Source organism: Cognatishimia maritima (genome assembly GCF_900129685.1).
GTDB lineage: Bacteria > Pseudomonadota > Alphaproteobacteria > Rhodobacterales > Rhodobacteraceae > Cognatishimia > Cognatishimia maritima.
On the sequence record NZ_FQWM01000004.1, the window covers coordinates 96,672 to 119,919 of the forward strand.

Below are 23,248 nucleotides of genomic sequence, written 5' to 3' on the forward strand. Positions count from 1 at the left end.
AACTGCAAAACAACTGTTTTTGAATGTGCGCAGGTGCGGAGTCAGTGTTCAAAACGGCGGTCTTGCAATGGACTTGCCACTACTTTTTGCCGATTTTCGGTTCGGTACCCGCACGCAGACGCGCGATGTTTTCGCGGTGCCGCCAATAAACCAGCGCTGTCACCAAAATCCCCAGCACAAGCGCTTGCGGATAGCCAAATAACACCAGCCAAACAGAAGTCGACGCCGCCGAAACGAGTGCGGACAAAGACGATATGCGGCTGATCGCAGCCGTCACCAGCCATGTCAGACAGCACGCAATGCCTACCGGCCAGGCAAGGGCCAGCATCAGGCCGAGGAAGGTTGCGACGCCTTTGCCGCCTTTGAACTTGAGCCAGATCGGAAAGCAATGGCCTAGAAAGGCCATCAGGCCCGCAAATTGCGCAGCGTCCTCGGCCGCCAGCCAACGCGCGACCAGAACCGCAATTGCGCCTTTGCCGCCGTCCAATAACAACGTCGCCGCCGCCGCGGGTTTGGAGCCGGTGCGCAGGACGTTGGTGGTGCCGATATTACCCGATCCAATTTTGCGCAGGTCGCCCAATCCGAAGGTGCGCGTGATCACGATGCCGAATGGGATCGACCCAAACAAATAGCCGACACATCCCCAGACCATCAGGGCGAACAGGCCGGTTTCAAATGGGGGCATCAGTCTCTCCGGTAAACGGCTTTGCCAGCCACAAAAGTCGCCAGCACCTTACCCTGCATTTTTTGTCCGTCAAACGGCGTGTTCTTGGATTTAGATTTTAGGTCGTAGCGGTTCAGCACAAAGGGCGCGTCCGCATCAAACAACACCAGATCCGCAGGGGCGCCCGGCATCAGGCGACCAGAGGGAAGACCCAGTCGTTTTGCCGGGTTCAGTGCCATGGCGCGAAAGATCTCTGCAAGGCTCAGGTGACCAGCGTGCACAAGTTGCAACGCTGCGGGCAAAAGCGTTTCCAAGGCCACGGCCCCGGCGGCGGCTTCTTCAAACGGCAGGCGTTTGCTTTCTTCGTCTTGGGGCGTGTGCATCGAACTGATGATGTCGATCAATCCGGTTTTTACGGCTTCAATGATGGCTAGCCGATCGTCTTCGCTGCGCAGCGGCGGTTTGACCTTAAAGAAGGTCCGGTAGTTCGCCACATCCAACTCATTTAGCGTCAGGTGGTGGATGGAGGTGCCTGCGGTGATGTCAAAACCGTTTTTCTTGGCGCGCTGCAACGCCGGGAGCGCACGGGCGGTTGTGATCTGATCTGCATGGTATTTGACGCCGGTCATCTCGATCAAGGCGATGTCGCGATCAAGTCCCATGCGTTCTGCCATCGGAGACACAGCAGGCAGTCCGCGCAGGCTCGCAAATTTGCCAGATGTCGCGGCGGCCCCTTTCGAAAGCCCCGGGTCTTGAGGGTGGCCGATGACCAAGGCCCCCAGAGAACGGGCATAGGTGAAGGCGCGCGACAGAACCTTGTGATCCGTCACCACATTGTCGCCGTCAGAAAAGGCCACAGCGCCCGCGTCAAGCAAGAACCCGAACTCTGTCATCTCGCGCCCGTCGCGGCCTTTGGTCAGCGCGGCGATGGGCATCACGTTAACTGGCGCCGCCTCATTGGCGCGGCGAGTTACAAATTCCAATGTTTCCGGGTTGTCGATGGCCGGTGTTGTATCCGGGCGCGTCACCATGGTGGTCACGCCACCGGCTGCCGCCGCAAGCCCGGCAGACTTATAGCTTTCCTTGTGACGTTCACCCGGTTCGCAGACTTTCACGCCAATATCGACAATGCCGGGCGCAAGGCATTTGCCGCCGCAGTCGATGACTTCGGTCCGTGCAGGGGCCGCGACATCCGGGCCTGCGTCGACGATCAAGCCGTCTTCAACCAGCAGCCCACCCAGCACCTCGGTCTGGTTTTCAGGATCAATCAAACGGGCATTGGTGAACAGAAGGCTCATTTTGGTCTTATCCTCTCCGTCTCACGGCCCGCGCGCCGCGCATGGGCGACATGCCGGTTTGTGCGGTCTTCGTCAAGGTTTTCCACGGCCACGGCTACCAAGCGATCAACCAAACTATCAATGCGATCAGGGTGATGAGGATCGGCAACGCCAGAATGGCAGCCATCACCATGAGATGAGGGTTTTTCGTTTTGGCGTTCGGTGTGTCAGAGACGCTGCCCTTGGCCGCTTCGCTTTGCAGAGGCTTGAACTGCACGCCCGCACCTTCTTCTTTGAACGTCCCAATCCAGCGCAGCGGCCTGCGCGGCGTGAGCGTCTGCTTGACCCCGTCAAAGGCCTTGGAAAGGACGATCAGCACGTATCCTTCGACGGTATCAAGCTGCCGCCGCGCTTCTGTGATTTCATCGGCAGCGATGCCCAATCCCTGCGCCATATAGCCTGACAAGCCAAGCTCTTCGAGGTCAGCCACGTCGAACAATTCAATGAAATCTTCGTCAAGGTACGTCGCGCCTAATGCGCTGCGCAGGGGCCAGCGTTCCTGATCTCCGCTCAGAGTGCGTTCCTTGAAAGCTGCGATGTCTTCGGCGGGCAGATCAACGGCAAAAACCCGGACAAGCCCATGTTCCTGTGAACTGACGCTCATCTGTTCTGCCATAGTCGACCTCCGTCAGCCAGCGACCCAAACCATCAAGCCGACCAGCCCAAACATCACCAAAAGGGCAATCATGGCCACCCGGCCACTCATCTTCGGGTCTTTAGGGTCTTCCATCTTAGACCTCCACGGGTTTGTTCTGCCGTTCAGCGCGCAGGTTGCGGGCCAGCAGGTCCATGGCAGCCATGCGGACGGCGACCCCCATTTCGACTTGCTCTTGTATAACAGAACGATTGATGTCGTCTGCGAGTTCCCCATCAATTTCAACACCACGGTTCATCGGCCCAGGATGCATCACGATGGCGTCGTCTTTGGCATAGGCGAGTTTCTCGGCGTCCAGACCATAGCGGTGATAATATTCGCGCTCAGATGGGATAAACCCGCCGTCCATACGTTCGCGTTGCAGGCGCAGCATCATCACGACATCGACGTCTTTCAGACCTTCGGCCATGTCCTCAAAGACTTCGACGCCGAACTGGTCGATCTGGCTGGGCATCAACGTGGGCGGGCCGACAAGGCGCACGCGGTTTTCCATTTTCCCAAGCAAGATCAGGTTTGAGCGCGCGACACGGCTGTGGCTGATGTCGCCGCAAATCGCCACGTTCAGACGGTGCAAACGCCCTTTCGCGCGCCGGATGGTCAATGCATCCAGCAAGGCCTGTGTCGGGTGTTCGTGTTTGCCGTCGCCCGCATTTAGAACCGCACAGTTCACTTTCTGCGCAAGCAGGTCCACCGCGCCGGAGTGCGGATGGCGGACGACCAGCAAATCAGGATGCATCGCGTTCAGCGTCATCGCGGTATCGATCAGGGTCTCACCCTTTTTGATCGAACTCGCCTGCATCGCCATGTTCATCACATCGGCACCCAGACGTTTGCCTGCGATTTCAAAACTCGCCTGCGTGCGGGTGGAGTTTTCAAAGAACATATTGATCTGCGTGAGGCCGCGCAGGGCTTCGGAATGTTTCACATCCTGACGGTTCAGATCCACATATTGATCCGCCAGATCAAGAAGGGTGGTGATCTCTTGGGGGTGCAGATGCTCGATCCCCAGAAGATGCTTTTGACGAAACATCGCGCGGCTCCTTGCTTTGATCTGCGCCGCTTATAGGTAGCTCGTGCGTTTGGGGCAAGCGGGCAGGTTGCGCTGATGAGATATGCGTTTCCGGTTTTCGCGGTCAGGCGGGCAGGCTAGGGTGGGTGTCATGGAATCAGGGTTGGATTTTCACACGGCGAAAGCCTTGCTGGAGTGGCAGGTCGAACTTGGCGCGACCGAGGCGATCTTGGATGCGCCGGTCAACCGTTATGAAATTCCAGAAAAGAAAGCCCAACCCGTCGCCAAAGCAGCCGAACCAGCTGCGCCGGTCAAAGAAGACGCTGTTGACCCGGTGGAGGTCGCAAAGACCTTGGCCCAGCAAGCGGGCGATCTAAAGCAATTGAAGGCTGCAATTGCCAATTTCGATCACTGCGCCCTGAAACGCGGAGCGCGGTCCCTTGTCTTTAGTGACGGCCACCCGAGCGCGCGGGTCATGATCATCGGCGAGGCACCGGGACGTGATGAGGACCGCATCGGGCGACCTTTTGTGGGTCGCGCCGGGCAGCTTTTGGATAAGATGCTGGCGGCCATCGACATGGACCGCACGTCTGAAGACAAGGACGCGGCGGTTTACATCACCAATGTTCTGCCCTGGCGTCCGCCGCAAAACCGCGATCCGCAGCCCGAAGAAATTTTTATGATGATGCCCTTTGTGCGGCGTCATGTTGAGTTGGTGGACCCGGATGTTGTGGTTCTGATGGGCAATATCGCCTGCCATGGTGTGCTTGGAAAGCGTGGGATCACGCGCCTACGCGGGCAATGGGTCGAGGCGCTGGGTCGCCCAGTCTTGCCAATGTTCCACCCGGCCTTCCTGCTACGCAGCCCACATATGAAACGCGAGGCTTGGGCCGATCTGCTCGACCTCAAAGCCAAGCTTAAAAGCCTGGGGTAGGCGCGTTTCATGGACTTCTACCTTTTCCTTGCCTTCATCCCGGCTGCCTTGGCTCTGAACCTGACGCCGGGTGCCGATATGATGTTTTGCCTTGGGCAGGGCCTGCGGTCCGGCACCCGTGCCGCTGTCGCCGCCAGTGCAGGCATTTCGATGGGTTCTATGGTGCATGTGACGCTTGCCGGTTTGGGTCTAGGGGCCTTGGTCGCGACCCTGCCATGGGTGTTTGACTTGATCCGTTGGGTCGGGGTCGCCTATTTGCTGTGGCTGGCAGTTGGCGCGTTGCGCGGTGGGGCTGCGGACCAATCCAAAGTAAAACCGCTGTCCGCAGGAAAGGCATTCCGTCAGGGGTTCTTTGTCAATCTCAGCAATCCCAAGGTGATCCTTTTTGTGCTGGCCTTTGTGCCCCAGTTTGTCGACCCGACGCAGGGACATGTCCTTTTGCAATTCATTAGCCTTGGCGCGATCATCGCCTTCGGCGGTTTCATCGTGAACGCATTGGTCGGGGCGTTTTCAGGTGGCATGGGGCGTGTGTTGACCGGTTCCCCGAAATTCCAACGCGGCATTGGCTATGTGACCGCCGCGATATTCGCAGGCCTCGCCGCGCGCCTTGCCATTATGGAGAAAGCCTAGTGTCTCGTATCGACGAAAGCCGCCCGTTTCTACCTGTCCGCATTGCGATCCTGACCGTCAGCGATACGCGTGGTCTGGATCAGGACAAAAGCGGCGATACGCTTGTCGCACGTCTGGAAGCGGCGGGGCACATCCTTGCTGATCGTGTGATCCTGAAAGATGAGCGGGCAGAGATCGCGGATCAATTGCGTGCTTGGTGCGAAAACGCTGAGATCGACGTGATCATCTCAACAGGCGGCACCGGTCTGACCGGGCGAGACGTCACCGTCGAAGCGCACCGCGACGTCTATGAAAAAGAGATCGAGGCCTTTGGCACCGTCTTCACCATGGTCTCGATGAAAAAAATCGGTACGTCAGCAGTTCAAAGTCGCGCGACAGGTGGGGTGGCCAATGGAACTTATCTGTTTGCGCTGCCCGGCAGCACCGGGGCCTGCAAAGACGCTTGGGATGAAATCCTGCAATTTCAGCTGGATTACCGCCACATGCCCTGCAATTTCGTCGAAATCCTGCCGCGACTGGATGAACATTTGAAACGCAGCAAAGGGTAGCGCCCGGCCCCCGTTATGTCTTTGAGCAGCAAGATCGGTCACAAATGCGCGACGGAAACCGGGCTTTGGCCCGTATCACGTGAATGACCCTTTGCAATTTGACGAAATCGGAACAGGTTTAGGGCAGGGATCACGCGCGTGGCTTAGACATGGCCTGCGCGACGATTCGGACGTGAAAGACATGCGTGGCGGCAGGCTGGCAACCTGCCTGCAGTGCAAGGAGACCAGATGCGTTTTCTAAGGCAAAGTTTAATGGGCCTGTTCCTGTTCGCAGTGACGGTTGGGTTGTTGATTGCAGCGGTGCAGGTCTTTACAGCCTCGCTGTCTGACCGCATGTCGCAAGAGCGTCGCGCCCCACAGGCTCGGGAACGGGTCTTTACAGCAAACGTTCAACTGGCAGAGCCAGCCACGGCCGCCCCCAAAATGACAGCCTTCGGCGAAATCCAAAGCCAGCGCACCTTGGATATTCGTGCGGCGACAGGCGGCACGCTGACCGAACTTGCGCCGAATTTCCAAGAGGGCGGGCGGGTCGAAAAAGGCCAACTGCTGGCGCGGTTTGACACGGATGAAGCACAGGACGCTTTGGCGCGGGTTGAAACGGACCTACGTGCGGCACTGTCAGAACAGGCCGAAGCCAAGCGGGCGCTGGAACTCGCCCAAGAAGATTGGGCGTCCGCCCAGGCGCAGCTAGAGTTACGAGAGCGTGCGCTTGCACGGCAAAAAGACCTTGAAACACGTGGTGTCGGAACAGAGGCGGCGATTGAAACAGCAGAACTGAACCTGTCCAATGCCCGACAACAGGAACTCGCGCGGCGGCAATCCATCGCCCAGCTTGAGGCGCGCATTGATCAATCCGAAACGCAGGTGGCACGTGCCAAGATTGCCGAAGCCGAAGCGGCGCGCAATTTGGCCGACCGACAGATCACCGCAAGCTTCTCCGGCGCCTTGTCCAAGGTGTCCGTGATTGAAGGCGGGCTGGTGTCTGCCAACGAACGGCTGGCCCGTTTGATTGATCCCGATGCGCTTGAGGTCTCTTTCCGAGTTTCGACCGCCCAATACGCGCGACTGTTGGATGAAGCAGGGCGGCTGCGCCCGGCAGAAGTCACGGTTCAACTGGATGTGGCTGGCTTGATCCTGCAAGCCTCAGGTCAGATCAGCCGAGACAGTGCCGCGGTGGGTGAGGGACAAACCGGGCGCCTGATTTTTGCGACGCTCTCAGAGGCGCGGGGGCTGAAACCCGGCGATTTTGTCAGTGTCGCGATCAGCGAACCGCCTTTGCCCAATGTGGTCACCCTGCCTGCTGCAGCGCTTGATCCGCAAGGACGAGTCATGGTGGTCGGAGATGGAGAACGGTTGCAGGCAGTCCCGGTCAAGCTTCTGCGTCGGCAAGGCGATGACATTCTTGTTTCCGCAGACCGGATTGCCGGGGCCTCTGTTGTCACGCGCTTGACGCCGGTTCTGGGTGCAGGCGTGCGTGTCAAACCCGTTGGGTTAGGTGAACAAGCGCCAGAGCCGACGCCCGATATGGTTGAACTGACAGAGGAACAGCGCGCCAAATTGGTTGCTTTCGTGCAGGGCAATACCCGGCTACCTGATGACCGCAAGGCGCAGCTCTTGGAACAACTCGCGGCCCCAACTGTGCCCGCGCAGATGGTCAATCGTCTAGAGCAGCGGATGGGGGGCTAATACGAGATGCGCGAAATCCCGGCCTCTGCCCAAGGTATCCTATCCTATTTCACGCGCCACGGGACGGCGGCCAACCTGCTGCTTGTCTTGCTGTTGATCGCAGGGTTTGCAGCCGCACCCCAGATGCGCGCGCAGTTTTTCCCGGATGTCATCATCGATGACGTCACCGTTTCGGTTCGCTGGGATGGCGCTGGCGCGGAAGATATTGATCTTGCCATTGTGCAGGTGCTTGAACCGGCGCTTTTGGCCGTCGAAGGGGTCGAGTCGACCGTGGCGCGTGCTTCGGAAGGCTCGGCGCGGATCACGATGGAGTTTGAACCTGGCTGGGACATGGCGCGGGCAGCAAACAATGTGCAGGACGCAGTGGATGCCGTATCCACTCTGCCCGACGACGCGGACGACCCCACCGTCACCCGAGGTGCTTGGCGAGATCGCGTGACCGATGTGGTCATTGCAGGCCCGCTGGACCCGGAAACGCTGGGACGGTTCGCGGACGAATTTGTCGTTAGGCTTTTTGCCGAAGGGGTCACACGCAGCACAATTCGCGGGATTGCAGCGCCCCGCACGATCATCGAAGTGCCCTCTGTCAATCTGATCCAACACGACATCAGCATGGCAGAGATCGCGGCGGCCATCGCTGCCGAGGTCAGCGCAGACCCCGCAGGGGATGTCTCTGGCGCGAATTCGCGGGTGCGTACCGGGGTCGCCAAACGCAGCGCGGAACAGATATCAGCCATCGTTTTGCGTTCTGAAACGGATGGATCGTCGCTGACAATTGGGGATGTGGCGACCATAACGGTCGAGGGCGCAGATCGTAACCGCAGTTACTTTGTCGGCGAAAACCCGGCCATTTCAGTGCGGGTGGACCGATCTGCTCAGGGCGATGCCATTGGGATTCAGGAAAGCGTTCAACGTGTCGCAGATACGCTGCAGGAAACTGTGCCTGCGGGTGTCACCATCGACCTGATTCGCACGCGGGCAGAGGCGATCAGCGGGCGTTTGAACCTGCTGTTGGACAATGGCCTTATGGGACTTGGCCTTGTCGTGATGTTGCTGTTTTTGTTCCTGAATGCACGCATAGCCTTCTGGGTCGCGGCAGGCATTCCTGTGGCCATGTGCGCTGCCATCGCGCTGATGTATGCGGCGGGGATCACGCTCAATATGATCTCGCTTTTTGGGTTGATCATCACCCTTGGGATCGTTGTGGACGACGCGATTGTTGTTGGCGAGCACGCCGACATGCGCGCGCGGCGGTTTGGCGAAAGCCCCGCAGAGGCTGCCGAGAATGCCGCGCGCCGTATGGCGCTGCCTGTTTTTTCGGCCACGCTGACGACGATCATCGCCTTCTTTGGCCTGACCGCGATTGGCGGGCGGTTTGGCGATCTGATCATCGATATTCCAATGACGGTCATTCTGGTGCTGACGGCCTCGCTGATTGAATGCTTTTTGATCCTGCCGAACCACATGCGCCACGCGCTGGTGCACAGCGCGAAACACCATTGGTACGACTGGCCCAGTCGCGTTGTGAATGCGGGGTTCCGCCGTTTTCGCGACGGTCCGTTCCGGCTGTTTATGCGCTTTGTGATCTGGGCGCGTTATCCGGTGCTGGCCGCCGTTGTTCTGGCGCTCGCCATACAAGCCAGCTTGTTTGCAAGCGGAGAGGTCCGTTGGCGGTTTTTCAATGCGCCTGAACAAGGGTCTGTGACCGGCAACTTTATGATGTCCGCCGATGCAACGCGCGCCGACTCCCTTGCCATGATGCGCGAATTGCAGCGGGCCACCGAAGAAGTCGCCGCCGAATACGAAGCCGAACACGGGCGCAATCCGCTGGCCTTGGTGATGGCTGAAATTGGCGGCAACACGGGCCGAGGATTGGAAGGGTCTGAAAACCGGACCCCAGATCAGCTTGGCGGTATTGCAATTGAACTGATCGATGCTGACCTGCGACCCTATTCCAGCTTTGCCTTTGTCGCGGCGCTGCAGGATCGGGTGCAAGAGCACCCCTTGGCCGAAACCGTCAGCTTCCGGGGCTGGCGCTCTGGTCCCGGAGGGGATTCACTGGATGTGCAGTTTTTTGGCTCTGACAGCGAGACCCTGAAAGCCGCTTCAGAAGATTTGAAAGCCGCGCTTTCGGCCTATCCAGAGGTGCCAGCGGTCGAGGACACGCTGCCATATGACAAAGAAGAGTTGATCCTTGATCTGACCCCACAAGGGGCGGCGCTTGGGTTCACCATTGACGATTTGGGGCGCGTCCTGCGCCACCGATTGAACGGCATCGAGGCCGCAACCTATCCCGACGGACCACGCACGGCGAGCATACGTGTGACCCTGCCAGACAGTGAACAAACCGCGGACTTTCTTGAACGCACAATGATGCGCACGCCTACGGGCAGCTATGTGGCGTTGGCGGATATCGTCAGTGTTGACCGCCGGATCGGCTTTTCGACGGTCAGGCGCGAAAACGGCGTGCGCCTGATCTCTGTCATAGGGGACATTTCCGAAGACGACGCCGACCGCGCAGCTTTGATCGAGACGGATCTAGAAGAGCGCATCTTGCCTCAGATCGCCGCAGACCGACAGGTGGACTGGCGCCTAGCGGGTTTGGCCGAGCAAGAAAGCAGCTTTTTGAACGACGCGCGCACCGGTCTGATCCTGTGTCTTGCAGGCATTTATCTTGTGCTGGCTTGGGTCTTTGCCAGCTGGACGCGGCCCCTAGTTGTGATGGCGGTCATTCCCTTTGGTCTCGTGGGGGTCATTTGGGGTCATCACTACCACGACGTGCCGCTGTCGATGTTCTCGGTTGTGGGGCTATTGGGCATGACGGGCATTATCATCAACGACTCCATCGTCCTGGTGACCACCATTGATGGCTATGCGAAAGAACGGGCGATTATTCCGTCGATCATCGAAGGCACGGCAGAGCGGTTGCGGCCGGTCATGCTGACGACATTGACAACCGTGCTTGGCCTGACGCCTCTGCTGTTTGAACGGTCTCAGCAGGCGCAATTCTTGAAGCCGACTGTAATTACGCTGGTCTATGGTCTGGGGTTCGGGGTCGTTCTGGTGCTGTTGATTGTGCCGAGCTTGCTGGCAGCGCAGCAGGATATTGGAAAGATGCTAACCTCCTACAGGCGCGCGACGCGCGCACGGTCACGCGCTGGGCGGTCCATTCGTGCTTGGGTGCTGCTTGGATCAGTGATGGTGCTGGGTTGGTTGGCCCTGACGTTGGGCTGGTTTGCTGCTTACCAAAGCCCTCACCCGATCTTGCAGAGCCTTATGTCGTCTGATCAGTCAGCAGGGCTGATGCCTGTTTGGCTCATGTTCGTTGTAGGCGCTGCCGTGATTTCTGCACTGATTTATGTGATTGCCGCCCTGCTTCAAGCTACGCGGCGCACCAGCACTCAGCCGGCGGAACAGCCTTGAATATCAACCGCATGGTCGCTGCCAAGCACGGTGAAACGCAGGCCTGACCGGTTCAGCAGAAACGCCTGATCTTCCACATGGATCACCTCAGTTGAGACATGCAGCGTGCCGCCTTTGCGCTGTGAGGTCGCCTCTGCCACCCAAAGCATCGGGTTGTCGGTTTCAACGACAGTGAATTCATTCCCACCGGCAGACGGCATGTGAATGCGCGCAGTGATTTTCATACCATCGTCGCTTGGCTTGACGTCACAGGTAGCTGCGGAAACCTCGGCTTCTTGCGCAGAATAGGGGCGATCATTTAGCGCAACCGAAATTGTGGTTTCGGCGGAGGTCGCATCGCCGGGTAAGCGCGCGCTGATGCCGATGGACTCGGGAATGCAGATGTCTTTGCAAACCCCGATCTCAAGCTGTCCCTGCAAAACGATGTCCTTGCCTGCTCGTTTTGGGTCAATCACAAGCGGCACCACGACTTCGTTGGCATACCCAAGAGAAATCATTCCGCCTTGGTCCAATATTTCCGGCGTTGGCCAAACCACCTCTAGGCTGCGCAGATTGCGCGACCCGGACCACGTAAAACGCGGTGGAATACCTGCGTCGCCCGGAGACCGCCAATAGGTCTTCCAGCCGTCTTTCAGTCGAAATCGAATGGCCGCCCGATGCACACCGCTCTCGTCCCGCCAGCCGGGCAGAATTTCTGCCGTTACAGGCGTCTCATAGCCCTGAGCCGTAACTGGCAGGGGCGTAAATGGTAGGGTCAAAAGGGCGAACAGAGTCGCAGCGCGAAAATTGAACATAAGTCAGACATGCGCGATCAGTTGGTAAATGCCAATTCACATTCCGGCGAGTAGATGTGTCGGCCATTCAAACGTTCCATTGATACCACAATCTCGAAGCTGGACTTGCGCGCATCAACATTAGCCCTCACATTGGAGTAACGAGAAGAAGTGAAAGGATATTCTGGCTTGCCACTTGCAACCGAAGAACTTGATCTGACCGGAAAAATCCTGATTGCGATGCCGGGGATGGGTGACCCGCGCTTTGCACATTCCATCGTCTATATGTGCGCCCATAGCGCTGACGGGGCCATGGGGCTGATCGTCAACAAAACCATGGGCAAGATGACCTTTAGTGATCTGCTGGAACAACTGTCGATCAAGGAAACTCAGGGAAACCGCCCGATGCCCTTGCATTTTGGCGGTCCGGTCGAAGGTGGGCGCGGTTTTGTGTTGCATTCGGCAGAGTATCGGTCACAAATCTCAACCTTGCCAGTGGATGAATTCTTTTCGATGACCGCGACGCTGGATGTGCTTGAAGAAATGGCACAGGGCAAAGGGCCGGACAAAGCCTTGATGGCCTTGGGCTATAGCGGCTGGGGTCCGGGGCAATTGGAGGCAGAGATCGCCGACAACGGTTGGTTGATTTGTGATGCCGGGTTCGAGTTGGTCTTTGATATAGCGGACGATCAGAAATGGGGCGCGGCATTGAAAACGCTTGGGGTCGACCCGCTGACGCTCTCAGCCAGCGCCGGACACGCTTAGTCGCGCGGTGCGGCGGCGCGTTGCAGTCGATCGTTGATCGCGGCACCCAGCCCGTGATTTGGCACAGGCGCGACCGCGATGCCCTTGGCGCCCGTCGCATCAAGTGCATGCAGGTGGTGGAACAGATTGGCCGCCGCCTCGCGAAGGTCACCGGCTTCTGACAGATTCAGATCGCAGTCGACATTGCCAAACCCAAGCATGACCTCGTCAGGTTCTTTCTGTGTGGCGTTCAGGCGTACCTTTGCGCCCGGGGCGTAATGCGATGTCATCTGACCCGGCGCGACCAACGGGTCCGCCGCCGTATGCTGCGCTAGGGGCTGGCCGAGTGCGCTTTCCAAGGCTTCTTTGGGCAACCCGCCGGGGCGCAATAGAATGGGCGTGTCGGTGAGGCCGACAATTGTGCTTTCCAAACCGACATCGCAAGTGCCGCCATCAACGACCGCTTCTATGCGACCACCTAAGCCCGCCATCACGTGCTCTGCCGAGGTCGGACTGATCTTGCCGGAAGGGTTCGCTGATGGCGCCGCGATAGGGCCTCCGAACGTCTGCAACAGCCCGCGCGCAGTGTCGTTTGCTGGCATGCGAATGGCTAAAGAGCGCAGACCAGCCGTAACCAATGGTGACAGCCCCGCCTGATCGCGAATGGGCAGCACCAGCGTCAGCGGACCGGGCCAGAACGCGCTGGCCAGCCGATCTGCAAGGTCATTCCAAATGACCAAAGTGCGTGCGTGTTCGACGCTAACAACATGCACAATCAGCGGATTGAAATGGGGTCTGCCTTTCGCTTCAAATATCCGGGCCACCGCAAGGTCATTGCGCGCATCTGCGCCAAGCCCATAGACTGTCTCTGTTGGCAGAGCTACCAGCCCACCATCTGCCCAAAGTGCTGCAGCGCGAGTAAAACTCGCGGCATCCGGGGACAAAACTTCGGTCGTTAGGTCATTCATTTTTTGACGCTGCGTTAGGGTAGGCGGTCGGAATTGACGTTTCTATGGTGATCTGGGCTGCATACAAGCCCTACGAAACAAAGCCAACCGATTAGGGGTCCCAGCATGACATATCGTGCGCCAACGGGCGAGTACCAGTTTATCTTCGACAAGTTGATCAACCTGATGCAACTGAGCAAGACTGAGAAATATGCCGATCTGGATCAGGACACGATCGGCGCGATCCTGTCGGAGGCAGGCCGTCTAAGTGAGGATGTGCTTGCACCGACGCGCCGCAATGGAGATTTGACCCCGGCGGTGCTGGAAAATGGCCGCGTGCGCAGTTCTCCGGGTTTTGCGGAAGCCTTTCAGGCATTGGCTGAAGGCGGCTGGATATCAACCTCGGCGGATCCAGAATTTGGCGGCATGGGCCTGCCGTTCACTGTGACGATGGCGGTGAATGAAATGACCGCAGCCACGAACCTCGCGCTGCAATTGAACCCTTTGCTGACCCAAGGCCATATCGAAGCCTTGGAAGTGCATGGCACCGAACAAATCAAAGAACTTTACCTGCCAAAGCTGAATTCCGGTGCGTGGAACGGCACGATGAACCTGACAGAACCGCAGGCCGGGTCGGACGTTGGCGCATTGTCCACACGGGCAACCCGTAATGAGGATGGGACCTACGCCATCACCGGGCAGAAGATTTTCATCACATGGGGCGATTGTGACTTCACCGAAAACACCGTGCATCTGGTCTTGGCGCGCCTGCCTGACGGCGGAAAAGGCACCAAGGGGATCAGCCTTTTTCTGGTGCCGCGTATTCTGCCGGACGAGAACGGCGAACTGGGCGTCGCGAACAATTTGAAAGTGGTCAGCCTAGAGCACAAGATGGGCATCCACGGCTCTCCGACTGCGGTGATGCAGTATGACGGCGCGACAGGCTGGCTTGTTGGTCAAGAACATGACGGCATGAAATGCATGTTCACCATGATGAACAACGCGCGGCTGTGTGTGGGCGGGCAAGGTGTTGGCATTGCCGAAGGGGCCTATCAACACGCATTGGCCTACGCGACGGAGCGCAAGCAAGGGCGCACGCCTGTGGGTGAGGGGCCGATCATCGGTCATGCAGATGTGCGGCGCATGTTGGCAACGATGAAGGCCGAAACCTTTGCGGCGCGCGCGATTGCCCTTGAAAGCGCCTTAGCCATCGATATGGGTCACGCGACTGGCCAAGATGATTGGAAAGCGCGCGCGGCCTTTCTGACGCCGATTGCGAAGGCGTTTGGCACAGATACCGGTATCAAGGTCGCCGATCTGGGCATCCAAGTGCATGGTGGCATGGGCTTTATCGAGGAAACCGGCGCGGCCCAATTCGCGCGCGATGTGCGGATCACTTCGATCTATGAAGGCACGAACGGCATCCAGTCCATGGACCTTGTCGCGCGCAAGCTGATGGACGGGGGCGATGCGGCCTACGCGCTGATCGATGAAATCGAAAGTTTTGCGGAAACTGCGCGCGGGACACGCCCGAATATGGCCGAACAGGTCTGGCAAGCGACCGAATCCTTGCGCGAGGCCACAGAGTGGATGGTGACCCAGTCTGAACTGAATGAACGTTTCGCGGGGGCGGTGCCATACCTTGCAGGCTTTGCCCGCGTTTTGGGCGCGCATTATCACCTGAAAGCGGCCTGTTCAGAGGCCGAGGAAGGGCCGCGCACGCGACTGGCGCGGTTCTATATCAAGCGGCTGTTGCCTGAACACACGGGGCATCTGGCACATGCAACACAGGGTGCCAAAGACCTTTACGCCCTGAGCGACGATGACTTTGCCGCGTGAATAAGATGACAGGGATACGTTACCCATGGGAAACGCCGCCCACAGAGGGTGAGGCAATTGAAGTTGCAGAAGGTATCCTCTGGATGCGCCTGCCTCTGCCAATGGCGTTGGATCATGTGAACGTTTACGCGGTGGACGAAGGCGACAGCTGGACGATCATCGACACGGGGTTTTCAACGCGCCGTGGTCGGGCGATTTGGCAAAAATTGTTGGCCGGGCCTTTGGGCGACAAACCCGTTTCGCGTGTGATTGTGACCCACCACCACCCAGATCACGTGGGGCTTGCTGGCTGGTTTCAGTCAGAACATGGCGCAACGCTTTGGACCACACGCACAGCATGGCTTTTTGCACGCATGTTGCAGCTTGATGAACAAGCGGTGCCGCGCCAAGAAACGCTGGATTTCTACCTGTCGGCAGGCATGGATCAGGCCATTTTTGACGAACGAAAATCAGAACGGCCCTTCAACTTTGCGGACGTCGTCTATCCCATGCCATTGGGGTTTCGGCGGATCAAACAGGATGATGTGATTCGTCTTGGTGGGCGTGATTGGGACGTGCATATCGGCAATGGCCACGCGCCAGAGCACCTGACGCTGTGGTCACGAGATGACAACCTCGTGATCTCAGGCGATCAAATTCTGCCTTCGATCAGCTCCAATATCGGGGTTTATGCGACTGAACCAGAGGCTGATCCGGTGGCCGATTGGCTGGAAGCCTGCGAGCGGCTTTCGCAATTTGCGCGCGCGGATCAATTGGTGCTGGGCGGGCACAAACTCCCCTTCACGGGCTTGCCCACACGCATGCGTCAACTGATCGACAATCACCATGGCGCGCTGGACCGGCTTGCCGCGCACCTTGAAGAACCGCGCGTTGCGGGCGATTGCTTTGCGCCGCTTTTCAAACGTTCGATTGGCAAGGGAGAGTACGGTCTGGCCCTTGTCGAAGCGTTTGCGCATCTCAACCATCTGTATCATCTTGGGGTCATCCGCCGAGAGCGACGCTCGGACGGGGCGTGGCTTTGGCAAAAAAAGGACTGATCCATGGATGACGACATCAAGACCTCTGCAGAGATCGAAGAGGCCGCAGCGTTGCCGCGCCGATACGAAGTGGATGCCAAGGAAGGCTGCGAAAAGAAAGACCTTCCTGCCGCCGTGGCCAAGAAACCGGTGCAAAAGAAAAGCCCCGCCGAATGGGCCTATGAGCGTCTGATTCTCTATATCCAGAACTTCGAACAGCAGCTGGATAATGAACATGAGATCGCGATGGGGTTCACCAGCGGCGGCGCTGGCGTCTTGCGGATTGAAGGGATGGGCTTTTTTGATCCGGACATGGTGACATTCCAAGGCACCGATGCCCAAGGCATCAAAACGCAGCTGGTTCAGCACGTGAGCCAGTTGAACGTGATGCTGCGCGCCTTGCCCAAGAAAATCGAAACGGAAGAGCCGCAAAGAATCGGATTCCGCCTCGTGCGCGACCTTGAGGAGCACGGCTGACACTCCGCCAGCACGACCCTTATAAATTTGGCAGAATGTCGCGGGAATGGGCCGATTGCGCGGGTGACAGGGCGTTTCTTTTCCAGTATTCAGCAGACAAACCAGTTAGAAGGACCAGTCCGATGGCGGAACACGAACACGGCACAATGAACACTGACGTTCAGGAAAAAACTTTTGAAGGCTTCATCAAGGCATCCACCTATGTTGCAGCGGCCTCAATCGCGATCCTGATTTTCCTCGCGCTGTTCAACAGCTGATCTGAACCGCAAGGGCGGATATGCGCGTGGGTGTTTTCCAAGTTTTTCGGGCCGTTGTTGTGGCCGCAGTGGCCGCAAGTTTAACGGCCTGTTCCGTGCCCAACAGCGGTGGCGCGTCGCTGGACGAAGTGGCGCGCGCGGCCTATCAGCACGATGGCCCGCCAAGCATCACGCTTTATACCATGCTGTCCAACCGCAGCGGGTCGGGCGCGCATACCTCGATCCTTGTGAATGGCAGCCAACGCGTGGCCTTTGACCCGGCTGGCAGCTTTCGGCACGAAAATATCGTTTCGCGGAATGACACTGTATTTGGCATGACCCCCTATATGGTCGACCAATACACCCGGTTCCATGCGCGCGAGACATACCACGTTGTCATTCAGACCCTCGAAGTCTCTCCCGAAGTCGCGGAACAAGCGTTGCAGATGGTGATCAATCACCCAGCCGTCATGCAATCGCATTGCGCAATGTCGACATCGCAGTTGCTTGCGAAACTGCCGGGTTTTGAGGACGTGAAACCGTCCTACTACCCTAAAAAGTTGATGGATACCTTTGCCGCCAAAGGAGCCACCTACGACCGGCTTTATGAATACGACGACGACGATAAATCCCGTGTCTTGCGCGCCTTTGTGCCAGAGTATGAACGCGGTACGGGCTGATCGACACGCCTTTGGCGAACCTTGATTTCTACGGGCCATGTCGTTTTCGTCACCATTGCCGCAGCAAATCGTGATACCCCTCTGTCAGATTTCGCAGTAGGATCGCCCAAATCGCGACTTTGCTGGCCAAACAGAGGTATATCCTTGGCACAATTGACAGAAATCGACTATCTGATCGCGCCTGATCCTGATCGCGCCGGGCTGACGCGCGCTGTCACCGGGGTGGACCATGATGGGCAGATCACCGAAACGGCTGTCGTCGAAGAGCGCCCGTTGACGATTTTCCTCAATCGGCGAGAGATCGTGACGGCGATGACCATCGGCGATTACCCGGACCTTCTGGCGCTTGGGTTTCTGCGCAATCAGGGCATGTTGCAGGACGACGAACAGGTGACCGGCGTCGATTTCGATGAAGAGTTGGAAACCGTCGTGGTGCGCACCGCGACTGAGACGGATTACGAAGACAAGCTGAACCGCAAAACGCGCACCAGCGGCTGCGCGGTTGGCACCGTTTTTGGCGACATGATGGAGGGGCTGGCGGGCCTGACCTTGCCTGAACTGCAAGTGCGCACATCGGACCTTTATGCGCTTTCGGCCAAGATCAACCGCACGCCCTCGCTCTATTTGCAGGCTGGTGCCATCCACGGAACCGTCCTTTGCCAAGGCGACCATCCGCTTGTCTACATGGAAGATGTCGGGCGACACAACGCGGTCGATAAGGTCGCGGGCTGGATGTTCAAAACCGGCACCTCTGGGGCTGACAAAGTGCTGTATACCACTGGCCGTCTGACCTCTGAAATGGTGATCAAATGCGCCTTGATGGGCATTCCTGCTTTGGTCAGCCGCTCTGGCTTTACCGCATGGGGTGTCGAGATTGCGCAGCAGGTTGGCCTGACCTTGGTGGGCCGCATGAAAGGCCGTCGTTTCGTATGCCTGGCCGGGGCAGAACGCCTGATCCGCGATGCCAACCCGGCGCAAGTCGCCGATGAACCGGCCAAATCTGCGCGCAAAGGGGCGAGGGGATGAGCGCTCCGCTTGGCGTCATTCTGGCTGGTGGTCAGTCCCGCCGCATGGGCGGTGGCGACAAGGGCATGCTGACGCTTGGCGACAAGCCCATTTTGCAGCATGTGATCGACCGCCTTGCACCGCAGGTGTCCGCCATGGCGCTGAACGCGAATGGCGATGGCGCACGTTTTCAATCCTTTGGCCTGCTGGTCTTGCCGGATAGCATCGCGGGTTTTCCGGGACCCCTTGCAGGCGTTCTGGCGGGGTTGGATTGGGCGCACTCACAGGGGGCAGAGGCGATTGTCACCGCCGCCGCCGACACGCCTTTTTTTCCCCATAACCTCGTTGCGCGGCTAATTGCGGCCGCAGACAAGGACATCCCCTTGGCGCTAGCAGCCACACAAGAGACCGATGGCAAACGCTGGCGTCAGCCGACCTTTGGGCTATGGCCGGTGGCCCTGCGCCATGACCTGCGTACAGCGCTTGAAGACGGGTTGCGCAAAGTGGTCCTTTGGACGGATCGGCACCATGCCGGTGAGGCCGTGTTTGACCTCACCGACGGCGATCCGTTTTTCAACGTCAACACCCCCGAAGACCTGACCGTCGCGAGGCAGCTCGCAGAAGGTGCAACATGAAAGTCTTTGGGATCACCGGTTGGAAAAACAGCGGCAAGACCACGCTTGTGACAAAGCTGCTGCGTGAGATTTCTGGGCGCGGCTATACGGTGTCGACCATCAAACGCACCCATCACAATGTCGATCTGGATTCGCCCGGCACCGACAGTTTCAAGCATCGAGAAGCGGGCGCGCAGGAGGTCATGCTGGCCTCGGATCAGCGTTACGCAATTATGAAAGAGCTTATTACCCGGGCATCGTTGCCAGACCTGATCGCACGTATGGCACCGGTTGACCTGCTGCTGGTCGAGGGCTTCAAAACTGAACCTCATCCCAAGATTGAATGTCATCGTGACGGGGGAAAGCAGCCACTGATCTCGGCAGGCAATCAAACCATCGTGGCGGTCGCCACTCAGACGCAAATCGACATTGCGGTGCCGCAGTTGGATTTGGATAATGTCCAGCAGATCGCGGATTTCATCATAGAACATGTCGGGCTGACAGGAGGCGGCAGATGACCAAAGACAAGCTGACGCCTCCACCATTGAAAAACGATTGCTTTGCCCTCCCACCCGGCGTGCATTGGACGCCCGTCGATGAAGCGCAGGCGCTGCTGCGCGACCGCCTTGGTGTTGCCGTTGGACAAGAGACAGTGCTGGTCGCAGATGCCATGGGGCGGGTTCTCGCAGCGCCTGTTCTGGCCCAGCGATCCAACCCGCCAACCCCCAACAGTGCGGTCGATGGCTACGCCCTGAATGGGGCCGCCTTTGGCGAGGGTGTTCATTACGTGCCTTTGCAACAAGGGCGGTCTGCGGCAGGGTCCGCGTTCCAAGGCAAAGTCCCGCAGGGTCACGCTTTGCGCATCTTAACCGGGGCCAGCATGCCAGCCGGAACCGATACTGTCGTCTTGCAAGAGGACGTCACACTCGGCGATGGAGAGATCGCTTTTCAAGGCCCTCTGAAACCCGGTGCCAACGCGCGCAAGGCGGGCGAAGACTTCAACGCCGGGGACGAAATTCTCCCCGCAGGTCACCGGGTGCGGGCGCAGGATATGGCGCTGCTGGCTGCCTCTGGCGCGCGTGACATTGAGGCCTATCGCACGCTTCGCGTCGCGGTGCTTTCGACCGGGGATGAGTTGATCGAAGCCGGGGACAGCGCCGCGCCGGATCAGATTTACGACGCCAACCGCCCTATGCTTTTGTCGATGGCACGCCGTCTGGGATATGAGGTCGTTGACATTGGCCGCATCGCAGATGACCGCGACACCCTGCGCGCCGCTTTGAACAATGCGGCCGCCTCGGCTGATGTCATTTTGAGCAGCGGTGGGGCGTCTGCGGGGGATGAGGACCACATGTCCGCACTCTTGCAAGATGCCGGTGTCATGGCGCTATGGCGCATGGCGATCAAACCCGGCCGCCCATTGGCGCTTGGCCTGTGGGAGGGCACGCCCGTCTTTGGCCTGCCGGGCAACCCGGTCGCGGCCTGTGTCTGTGCTTTGATCTTTGCGCTTCCGGCCATGTCGATCTTGGCGGGCGAAGGTTGGCAGGTGCCCAAAGGCGTCATGTTGCCAGCCCTATTCACCAAGCGCAAAAAGGCAGGCCGCCGCGAATATCTGCGCGCGCGGCGTGTTGACGAAGGGGTCGAAGTCTTTGCCTCCGAAGGCTCTGGCCGGATTTCGGGCCTGAGTTGGGCCGACGGTCTGGTGGAATTGCCGGATGAAGCGATGGAGATCACGCCCGGCACGCCGGTGCGCTATTTCAGTTATCGCGACTTTGGGCTTTAGTCGAAAATCCCAGCAACCCGCCCCAGCAACATAAAGGCGCGTGAGGTGCGGGTTTCAGATAGGGCCGAGATTTCAGAGTCTGTCGCCTCTTTCTCAAACTCGACAAAAGACTTGTCAAAAAGCCGCAAAAAGTGATGCGCTGCGTCGCGGAAAATCGGATCTTGCTTCATACGGCCTGCAGATAGCGCCAAAGAAGAGCGGTCCCGCACACCCCCCAAAGCTGCAATCTCGCGTCCACGCACACCGGCGGCGAAACGCCGCCAGATTTCCGGCCGCGCGAGGTCGGGCTTTAGGTCGTCCATATAGATGCCATCCTGACTGAGCAGGGTCAGAACATCCTGTGCCGCTTGAATAAGTTGGCTCGCCTTGCGATTCTTCAGCGCTTTGCGCAGAGCCCTAAACCCCTCTTGGTCCTCTGCCGTTTCGGGGAAGTGCATGGCGCGGATCAGGTCCGCATTGCTAAGCGGTGGGTCAAGTTCTACGGCCTGCGTGCCAAGCGCCAGCAGCCCCTGATCTTCGGCATCATGGGTTGGTTCGACTTGTTCCACCACGGGGCGCGCGGCAGCCGTTTCGCGCGTTGTCGAAAACATCGCAATCGCCGTTTCGGTTTTGCGTTGTGCCGCGGCAATTTCATCCAGTTTCTTGGCAATCGACGGCTCTATCCCCGCGTGCCCAGTTGTTTGTGCCTGCGCCAGATAGCTTTGGCGCAACCCTTCTACAGCTGCGTTTATGCGCCGGCCTTCCTCGCGCATGATGCGGCTCGAGCGCGCCACCATTGCCGCGATCCAAATCAGTGCAACCGGCATGAAAATCGCGACCAGCGTGACGATGAACTGCACGCCGTCTATCCCGCTAGAGCCGGGTTTCAGCACCAGAAAAAAAACAACGGTGCCCAGGAGCCACAGGATACTTAGCGCAACCGCAACCGTATCAATAGCCGTCACATCCTTGGAACGCGGACGATCATATAGGCCAATGGGCGTTGGTTTGCTTTCGTTCTCGTCAGCCATCACGACCTGCAATCAAAGGATCAAACGTAGGCAATCTCGACGATCTCATAACTCTTGATACCGCCGGGCGTCCTGACTTCTACACTGTCGCCTTCTTCCTTGCCGATCAAGGCTTTGGCGATGGGGGATTTGATATTGAGAAGCCCTTTTTCAACATTGGCTTCATATTCACCAACGATTTGCCATGTCTTTTCCTCGTCCGTGTCCTCATCCGCGACAGTCACGGTTGCACCGAACTTTATGGTGCCCGACAGGCTGCGCGGGTCAATGACGTCGGCCAAAGAGAGGATGCCTTCCAGCTCTTTGATGCGGCCTTCGATAAAGCCCTGTTTTTCACGCGCGGAATGATATTCGGCGTTTTCTTTCAGATCGCCCAACTCGCGCGCCTCGGCGATCGCCTGGATGATCGCGGGCCGCTCCTGCGATTTCAAAACCTTCAACTCTGCCTCAAGCGCGGTGAACCCCACGCGAGTCATTGGGAGTTTATCCATTTAATTCTTCCCCAAATTTCTTTTGTCCTGCGGGGCCGGACGCCCCAGTCGTTCGCAACTGAACTACCTGACCTAAACGGGAATGTGAATGCAAGGAAAAGCTGAAAGGTCGGCAAGGAAGCGCGGGTGGGGTAGATGGTAGAGCGGAACCTATGTCTTCATTGCGGAATTTGCTGCCGTTTAAGTGACTGGTGCCAATGTCAGTTTTCCACGCATTTGCATCGCAAAGAAGACCATTATTGGGCCTTAGCGAGGAGCTTTTTTCATATCGTCATGGAAGCGCCAAGCTATGCAGTCCGTAAAAGGTTCGCGTGCATCAATCAGGGTAAGTTCTCCAGCTTTCGGTGAATTCTGGGTTCCCGCGCGGCAGCGGGCTTTCGTTTGGACGATTATTCTGTGGTAGCCATCAGAATATTTTCGTGACGACCAACGCCATGTTGCATAGCCGCAATTTCTACAACTCTGCGGTGGGTACTTGGACAACGCAACACTCCCAAAAAGTTGGCAAAGTTATGATAGCATGAGTGCAGGACCATGCCCAGATCGATCACGGAGCGTTTTCATAATGCTCGCATGTTGGCAACCAAACTCCCCCCAACCCGTGCATAAAAAAGCGACAAATTTGCATTCAGCGCGATAACGTGGCGTTTCCCCTGAATTTTGCGTCGCGAACGCATTGACGGTTCTGGAAAGAACGGGATAGCAATCGCGAAACAAATTTACCCGGTCGCCACCGGACGAGCCACC

23 protein-coding genes are annotated in these 23,248 nt (G+C 58.2%); 15 read left to right on the top strand and 8 right to left on the bottom strand.

What is annotated here, in order from left to right; all coding sequences use genetic code 11:
* Positions 1-79: 79 nt before the first annotated feature.
* The 4 genes from plsY to BUA39_RS10360 all read right to left on the bottom strand — a co-directional run bounded on the left by plsY (position 80) and on the right by BUA39_RS10360 (position 3,686).
* Complete coding sequence (plsY, locus tag BUA39_RS10345; protein WP_072793137.1) at positions 80-685, bottom strand: glycerol-3-phosphate 1-O-acyltransferase PlsY; 606 nt, start codon at positions 683-685, stop codon at positions 80-82.
* The gene (pyrC, locus tag BUA39_RS10350) at positions 685-1,962 is read right to left on the bottom strand and encodes a dihydroorotase (protein ID WP_072793138.1); all 1,278 of its coding nucleotides are present in this window, start codon (positions 1,960-1,962) and stop codon (positions 685-687) included. Before pyrC ends, plsY begins: the two co-directional genes overlap by 1 nt.
* 94 nt (positions 1,963-2,056) lie before the next feature.
* Positions 2,057-2,617 carry a hypothetical protein gene (locus BUA39_RS10355; RefSeq protein ID WP_072793139.1) on the bottom strand — a complete coding sequence of 187 codons (561 nt, stop codon included), beginning with the start codon at positions 2,615-2,617 and terminating at the stop codon, positions 2,057-2,059.
* Positions 2,618-2,732: 115 nt separating this feature from the next.
* Positions 2,733-3,686, bottom strand: coding sequence for an aspartate carbamoyltransferase catalytic subunit (locus tag BUA39_RS10360; protein WP_072793140.1), 954 nt, complete (start codon positions 3,684-3,686; stop codon positions 2,733-2,735).
* Between the two features lie 130 nt (positions 3,687-3,816).
* Here BUA39_RS10360 and BUA39_RS10365 point away from each other — a divergent pair, with 130 nt between their 5' ends.
* The 5 genes from BUA39_RS10365 (at position 3,817) to BUA39_RS10385 (ending at position 10,886) form a co-directional block, all read left to right on the top strand.
* Positions 3,817-4,599, top strand: a complete 783-nt coding sequence (locus tag BUA39_RS10365) for a uracil-DNA glycosylase (protein ID WP_072793141.1) — start codon at positions 3,817-3,819, stop codon at positions 4,597-4,599.
* Positions 4,600-4,608: 9 nt separating this feature from the next.
* Complete coding sequence (locus BUA39_RS10370) at positions 4,609-5,229, top strand: LysE family translocator (RefSeq protein WP_072793142.1); 621 nt, start codon at positions 4,609-4,611, stop codon at positions 5,227-5,229.
* Positions 5,229-5,777, top strand: coding sequence for a molybdenum cofactor biosynthesis protein B (gene moaB / locus BUA39_RS10375; protein WP_072793143.1), 549 nt, complete (start codon positions 5,229-5,231; stop codon positions 5,775-5,777). Before BUA39_RS10370 ends, moaB begins: the two co-directional genes overlap by 1 nt.
* Positions 5,778-6,005: 228 nt before the next feature.
* A complete protein-coding gene (locus BUA39_RS10380) occupies positions 6,006-7,463 on the top strand; it encodes an efflux RND transporter periplasmic adaptor subunit (RefSeq protein WP_072793144.1) in 1,458 nt (485 codons plus the stop codon).
* Positions 7,464-7,469: 6 nt separating this feature from the next.
* Complete coding sequence (locus BUA39_RS10385; protein WP_072793145.1) at positions 7,470-10,886, top strand: efflux RND transporter permease subunit; 3,417 nt, start codon at positions 7,470-7,472, stop codon at positions 10,884-10,886.
* On the opposite strand, the gene BUA39_RS10390 is transcribed toward BUA39_RS10385, so the two are convergent.
* Positions 10,865-11,680 (bottom strand): protein-disulfide reductase DsbD domain-containing protein, encoded by an 816-nt coding sequence (locus BUA39_RS10390; protein ID WP_072793146.1) that lies wholly within the window; start codon positions 11,678-11,680, stop codon positions 10,865-10,867. The two genes, BUA39_RS10385 and BUA39_RS10390, sit on opposite strands and share 22 nt — an antisense overlap.
* A gap of 168 nt (positions 11,681-11,848) precedes the next feature.
* Here BUA39_RS10390 and BUA39_RS10395 point away from each other — a divergent pair, with 168 nt between their 5' ends.
* Entirely contained in the window at positions 11,849-12,424 is a 576-nt protein-coding gene (locus tag BUA39_RS10395) for a YqgE/AlgH family protein (RefSeq protein ID WP_072793147.1), read from the top strand.
* Here BUA39_RS10395 and BUA39_RS10400 read toward each other — a convergent pair.
* A complete protein-coding gene (locus BUA39_RS10400; RefSeq protein WP_072793148.1) occupies positions 12,421-13,371 on the bottom strand; it encodes an L-threonylcarbamoyladenylate synthase in 951 nt (316 codons plus the stop codon). The two genes, BUA39_RS10395 and BUA39_RS10400, sit on opposite strands and share 4 nt — an antisense overlap.
* 105 nt (positions 13,372-13,476) lie before the next feature.
* On the opposite strand from BUA39_RS10400, the gene BUA39_RS10405 reads away from it, so the two are divergent.
* The 9 genes from BUA39_RS10405 to BUA39_RS10445 all read left to right on the top strand — a co-directional run bounded on the left by BUA39_RS10405 (position 13,477) and on the right by BUA39_RS10445 (position 21,000).
* Positions 13,477-15,189 (top strand): acyl-CoA dehydrogenase family protein, encoded by a 1,713-nt coding sequence (locus BUA39_RS10405; protein WP_072793149.1) that lies wholly within the window; start codon positions 13,477-13,479, stop codon positions 15,187-15,189.
* 5 nt (positions 15,190-15,194) lie between these two features.
* On the top strand, positions 15,195-16,226 hold the full coding sequence (locus tag BUA39_RS10410; protein WP_072793150.1) for an MBL fold metallo-hydrolase: 1,032 nt from the start codon (positions 15,195-15,197) through the stop codon (positions 16,224-16,226).
* 3 nt (positions 16,227-16,229) lie between these two features.
* On the top strand, positions 16,230-16,682 hold the full coding sequence (locus BUA39_RS10415) for a DUF6173 family protein (RefSeq protein ID WP_072793151.1): 453 nt from the start codon (positions 16,230-16,232) through the stop codon (positions 16,680-16,682).
* Between the two features lie 122 nt (positions 16,683-16,804).
* Complete coding sequence (locus tag BUA39_RS10420; RefSeq protein WP_072793152.1) at positions 16,805-16,939, top strand: aa3-type cytochrome c oxidase subunit IV; 135 nt, start codon at positions 16,805-16,807, stop codon at positions 16,937-16,939.
* Positions 16,940-16,965: 26 nt separating this feature from the next.
* Positions 16,966-17,598, top strand: coding sequence for a hypothetical protein (locus tag BUA39_RS10425; protein ID WP_242648579.1), 633 nt, complete (start codon positions 16,966-16,968; stop codon positions 17,596-17,598).
* Between the two features lie 138 nt (positions 17,599-17,736).
* Positions 17,737-18,624, top strand: coding sequence for a formate dehydrogenase accessory sulfurtransferase FdhD (locus BUA39_RS10430; RefSeq protein WP_072793292.1), 888 nt, complete (start codon positions 17,737-17,739; stop codon positions 18,622-18,624).
* On the top strand, positions 18,621-19,238 hold the full coding sequence (gene mobA / locus BUA39_RS10435) for a molybdenum cofactor guanylyltransferase MobA (RefSeq protein WP_072793154.1): 618 nt from the start codon (positions 18,621-18,623) through the stop codon (positions 19,236-19,238). Before BUA39_RS10430 ends, mobA begins: the two co-directional genes overlap by 4 nt.
* Positions 19,235-19,735, top strand: a complete 501-nt coding sequence (gene mobB / locus BUA39_RS10440; RefSeq protein ID WP_072793155.1) for a molybdopterin-guanine dinucleotide biosynthesis protein B — start codon at positions 19,235-19,237, stop codon at positions 19,733-19,735. The genes mobA and mobB overlap by 4 nt, the downstream gene beginning before the upstream one ends.
* On the top strand, positions 19,732-21,000 hold the full coding sequence (locus BUA39_RS10445; RefSeq protein ID WP_072793156.1) for a molybdopterin-binding protein: 1,269 nt from the start codon (positions 19,732-19,734) through the stop codon (positions 20,998-21,000). The genes mobB and BUA39_RS10445 overlap by 4 nt, the downstream gene beginning before the upstream one ends.
* Here the strand turns inward: BUA39_RS10445 and BUA39_RS10450 are convergent.
* Together BUA39_RS10450 and greA are read right to left on the bottom strand one after the other, a co-directional pair.
* A complete protein-coding gene (locus BUA39_RS10450; RefSeq protein ID WP_072793157.1) occupies positions 20,997-22,010 on the bottom strand; it encodes a hypothetical protein in 1,014 nt (337 codons plus the stop codon). The two genes, BUA39_RS10445 and BUA39_RS10450, sit on opposite strands and share 4 nt — an antisense overlap.
* A 20-nt stretch (positions 22,011-22,030) precedes the next feature.
* Entirely contained in the window at positions 22,031-22,501 is a 471-nt protein-coding gene (gene greA, locus BUA39_RS10455; protein WP_072793158.1) for a transcription elongation factor GreA, read from the bottom strand.
* Positions 22,502-23,248 lie beyond the last annotated feature (747 nt).

Excerpts from the sequence above, each read along its gene's own strand:
- BUA39_RS10450 (WP_072793157.1), bottom strand. The coding sequence starts at position 22,010 with ATGGCTGACGAGAACGAAAGCAAACCAACGCCCATTGGCCTATATGAT.
- BUA39_RS10385 (WP_072793145.1), top strand. The coding sequence starts at position 7,470 with ATGCGCGAAATCCCGGCCTCTGCCCAAGGTATCCTATCCTATTTCACG.
- BUA39_RS10410 (WP_072793150.1), top strand. The coding sequence starts at position 15,195 with ATGACAGGGATACGTTACCCATGGGAAACGCCGCCCACAGAGGGTGAG.
- mobB (WP_072793155.1), top strand. The coding sequence starts at position 19,235 with ATGAAAGTCTTTGGGATCACCGGTTGGAAAAACAGCGGCAAGACCACG.
- BUA39_RS10365 (WP_072793141.1), top strand. The coding sequence starts at position 3,817 with ATGGAATCAGGGTTGGATTTTCACACGGCGAAAGCCTTGCTGGAGTGG.
- BUA39_RS10420 (WP_072793152.1), top strand. The coding sequence starts at position 16,805 with ATGGCGGAACACGAACACGGCACAATGAACACTGACGTTCAGGAAAAA.
- mobA (WP_072793154.1), top strand. The coding sequence starts at position 18,621 with ATGAGCGCTCCGCTTGGCGTCATTCTGGCTGGTGGTCAGTCCCGCCGC.
- BUA39_RS10405 (WP_072793149.1), top strand. The coding sequence starts at position 13,477 with ATGACATATCGTGCGCCAACGGGCGAGTACCAGTTTATCTTCGACAAG.
- BUA39_RS10400 (WP_072793148.1), bottom strand. The coding sequence starts at position 13,371 with ATGAATGACCTAACGACCGAAGTTTTGTCCCCGGATGCCGCGAGTTTT.
- pyrC (WP_072793138.1), bottom strand. The coding sequence starts at position 1,962 with ATGAGCCTTCTGTTCACCAATGCCCGTTTGATTGATCCTGAAAACCAG.
- BUA39_RS10360 (WP_072793140.1), bottom strand. The coding sequence starts at position 3,686 with ATGTTTCGTCAAAAGCATCTTCTGGGGATCGAGCATCTGCACCCCCAA.
- BUA39_RS10370 (WP_072793142.1), top strand. The coding sequence starts at position 4,609 with ATGGACTTCTACCTTTTCCTTGCCTTCATCCCGGCTGCCTTGGCTCTG.
- BUA39_RS10415 (WP_072793151.1), top strand. The coding sequence starts at position 16,230 with ATGGATGACGACATCAAGACCTCTGCAGAGATCGAAGAGGCCGCAGCG.
- BUA39_RS10390 (WP_072793146.1), bottom strand. The coding sequence starts at position 11,680 with ATGTTCAATTTTCGCGCTGCGACTCTGTTCGCCCTTTTGACCCTACCA.
- BUA39_RS10380 (WP_072793144.1), top strand. The coding sequence starts at position 6,006 with ATGCGTTTTCTAAGGCAAAGTTTAATGGGCCTGTTCCTGTTCGCAGTG.
- BUA39_RS10355 (WP_072793139.1), bottom strand. The coding sequence starts at position 2,617 with ATGGCAGAACAGATGAGCGTCAGTTCACAGGAACATGGGCTTGTCCGG.
- plsY (WP_072793137.1), bottom strand. The coding sequence starts at position 685 with ATGCCCCCATTTGAAACCGGCCTGTTCGCCCTGATGGTCTGGGGATGT.
- BUA39_RS10445 (WP_072793156.1), top strand. The coding sequence starts at position 19,732 with ATGACCAAAGACAAGCTGACGCCTCCACCATTGAAAAACGATTGCTTT.
- greA (WP_072793158.1), bottom strand. The coding sequence starts at position 22,501 with ATGGATAAACTCCCAATGACTCGCGTGGGGTTCACCGCGCTTGAGGCA.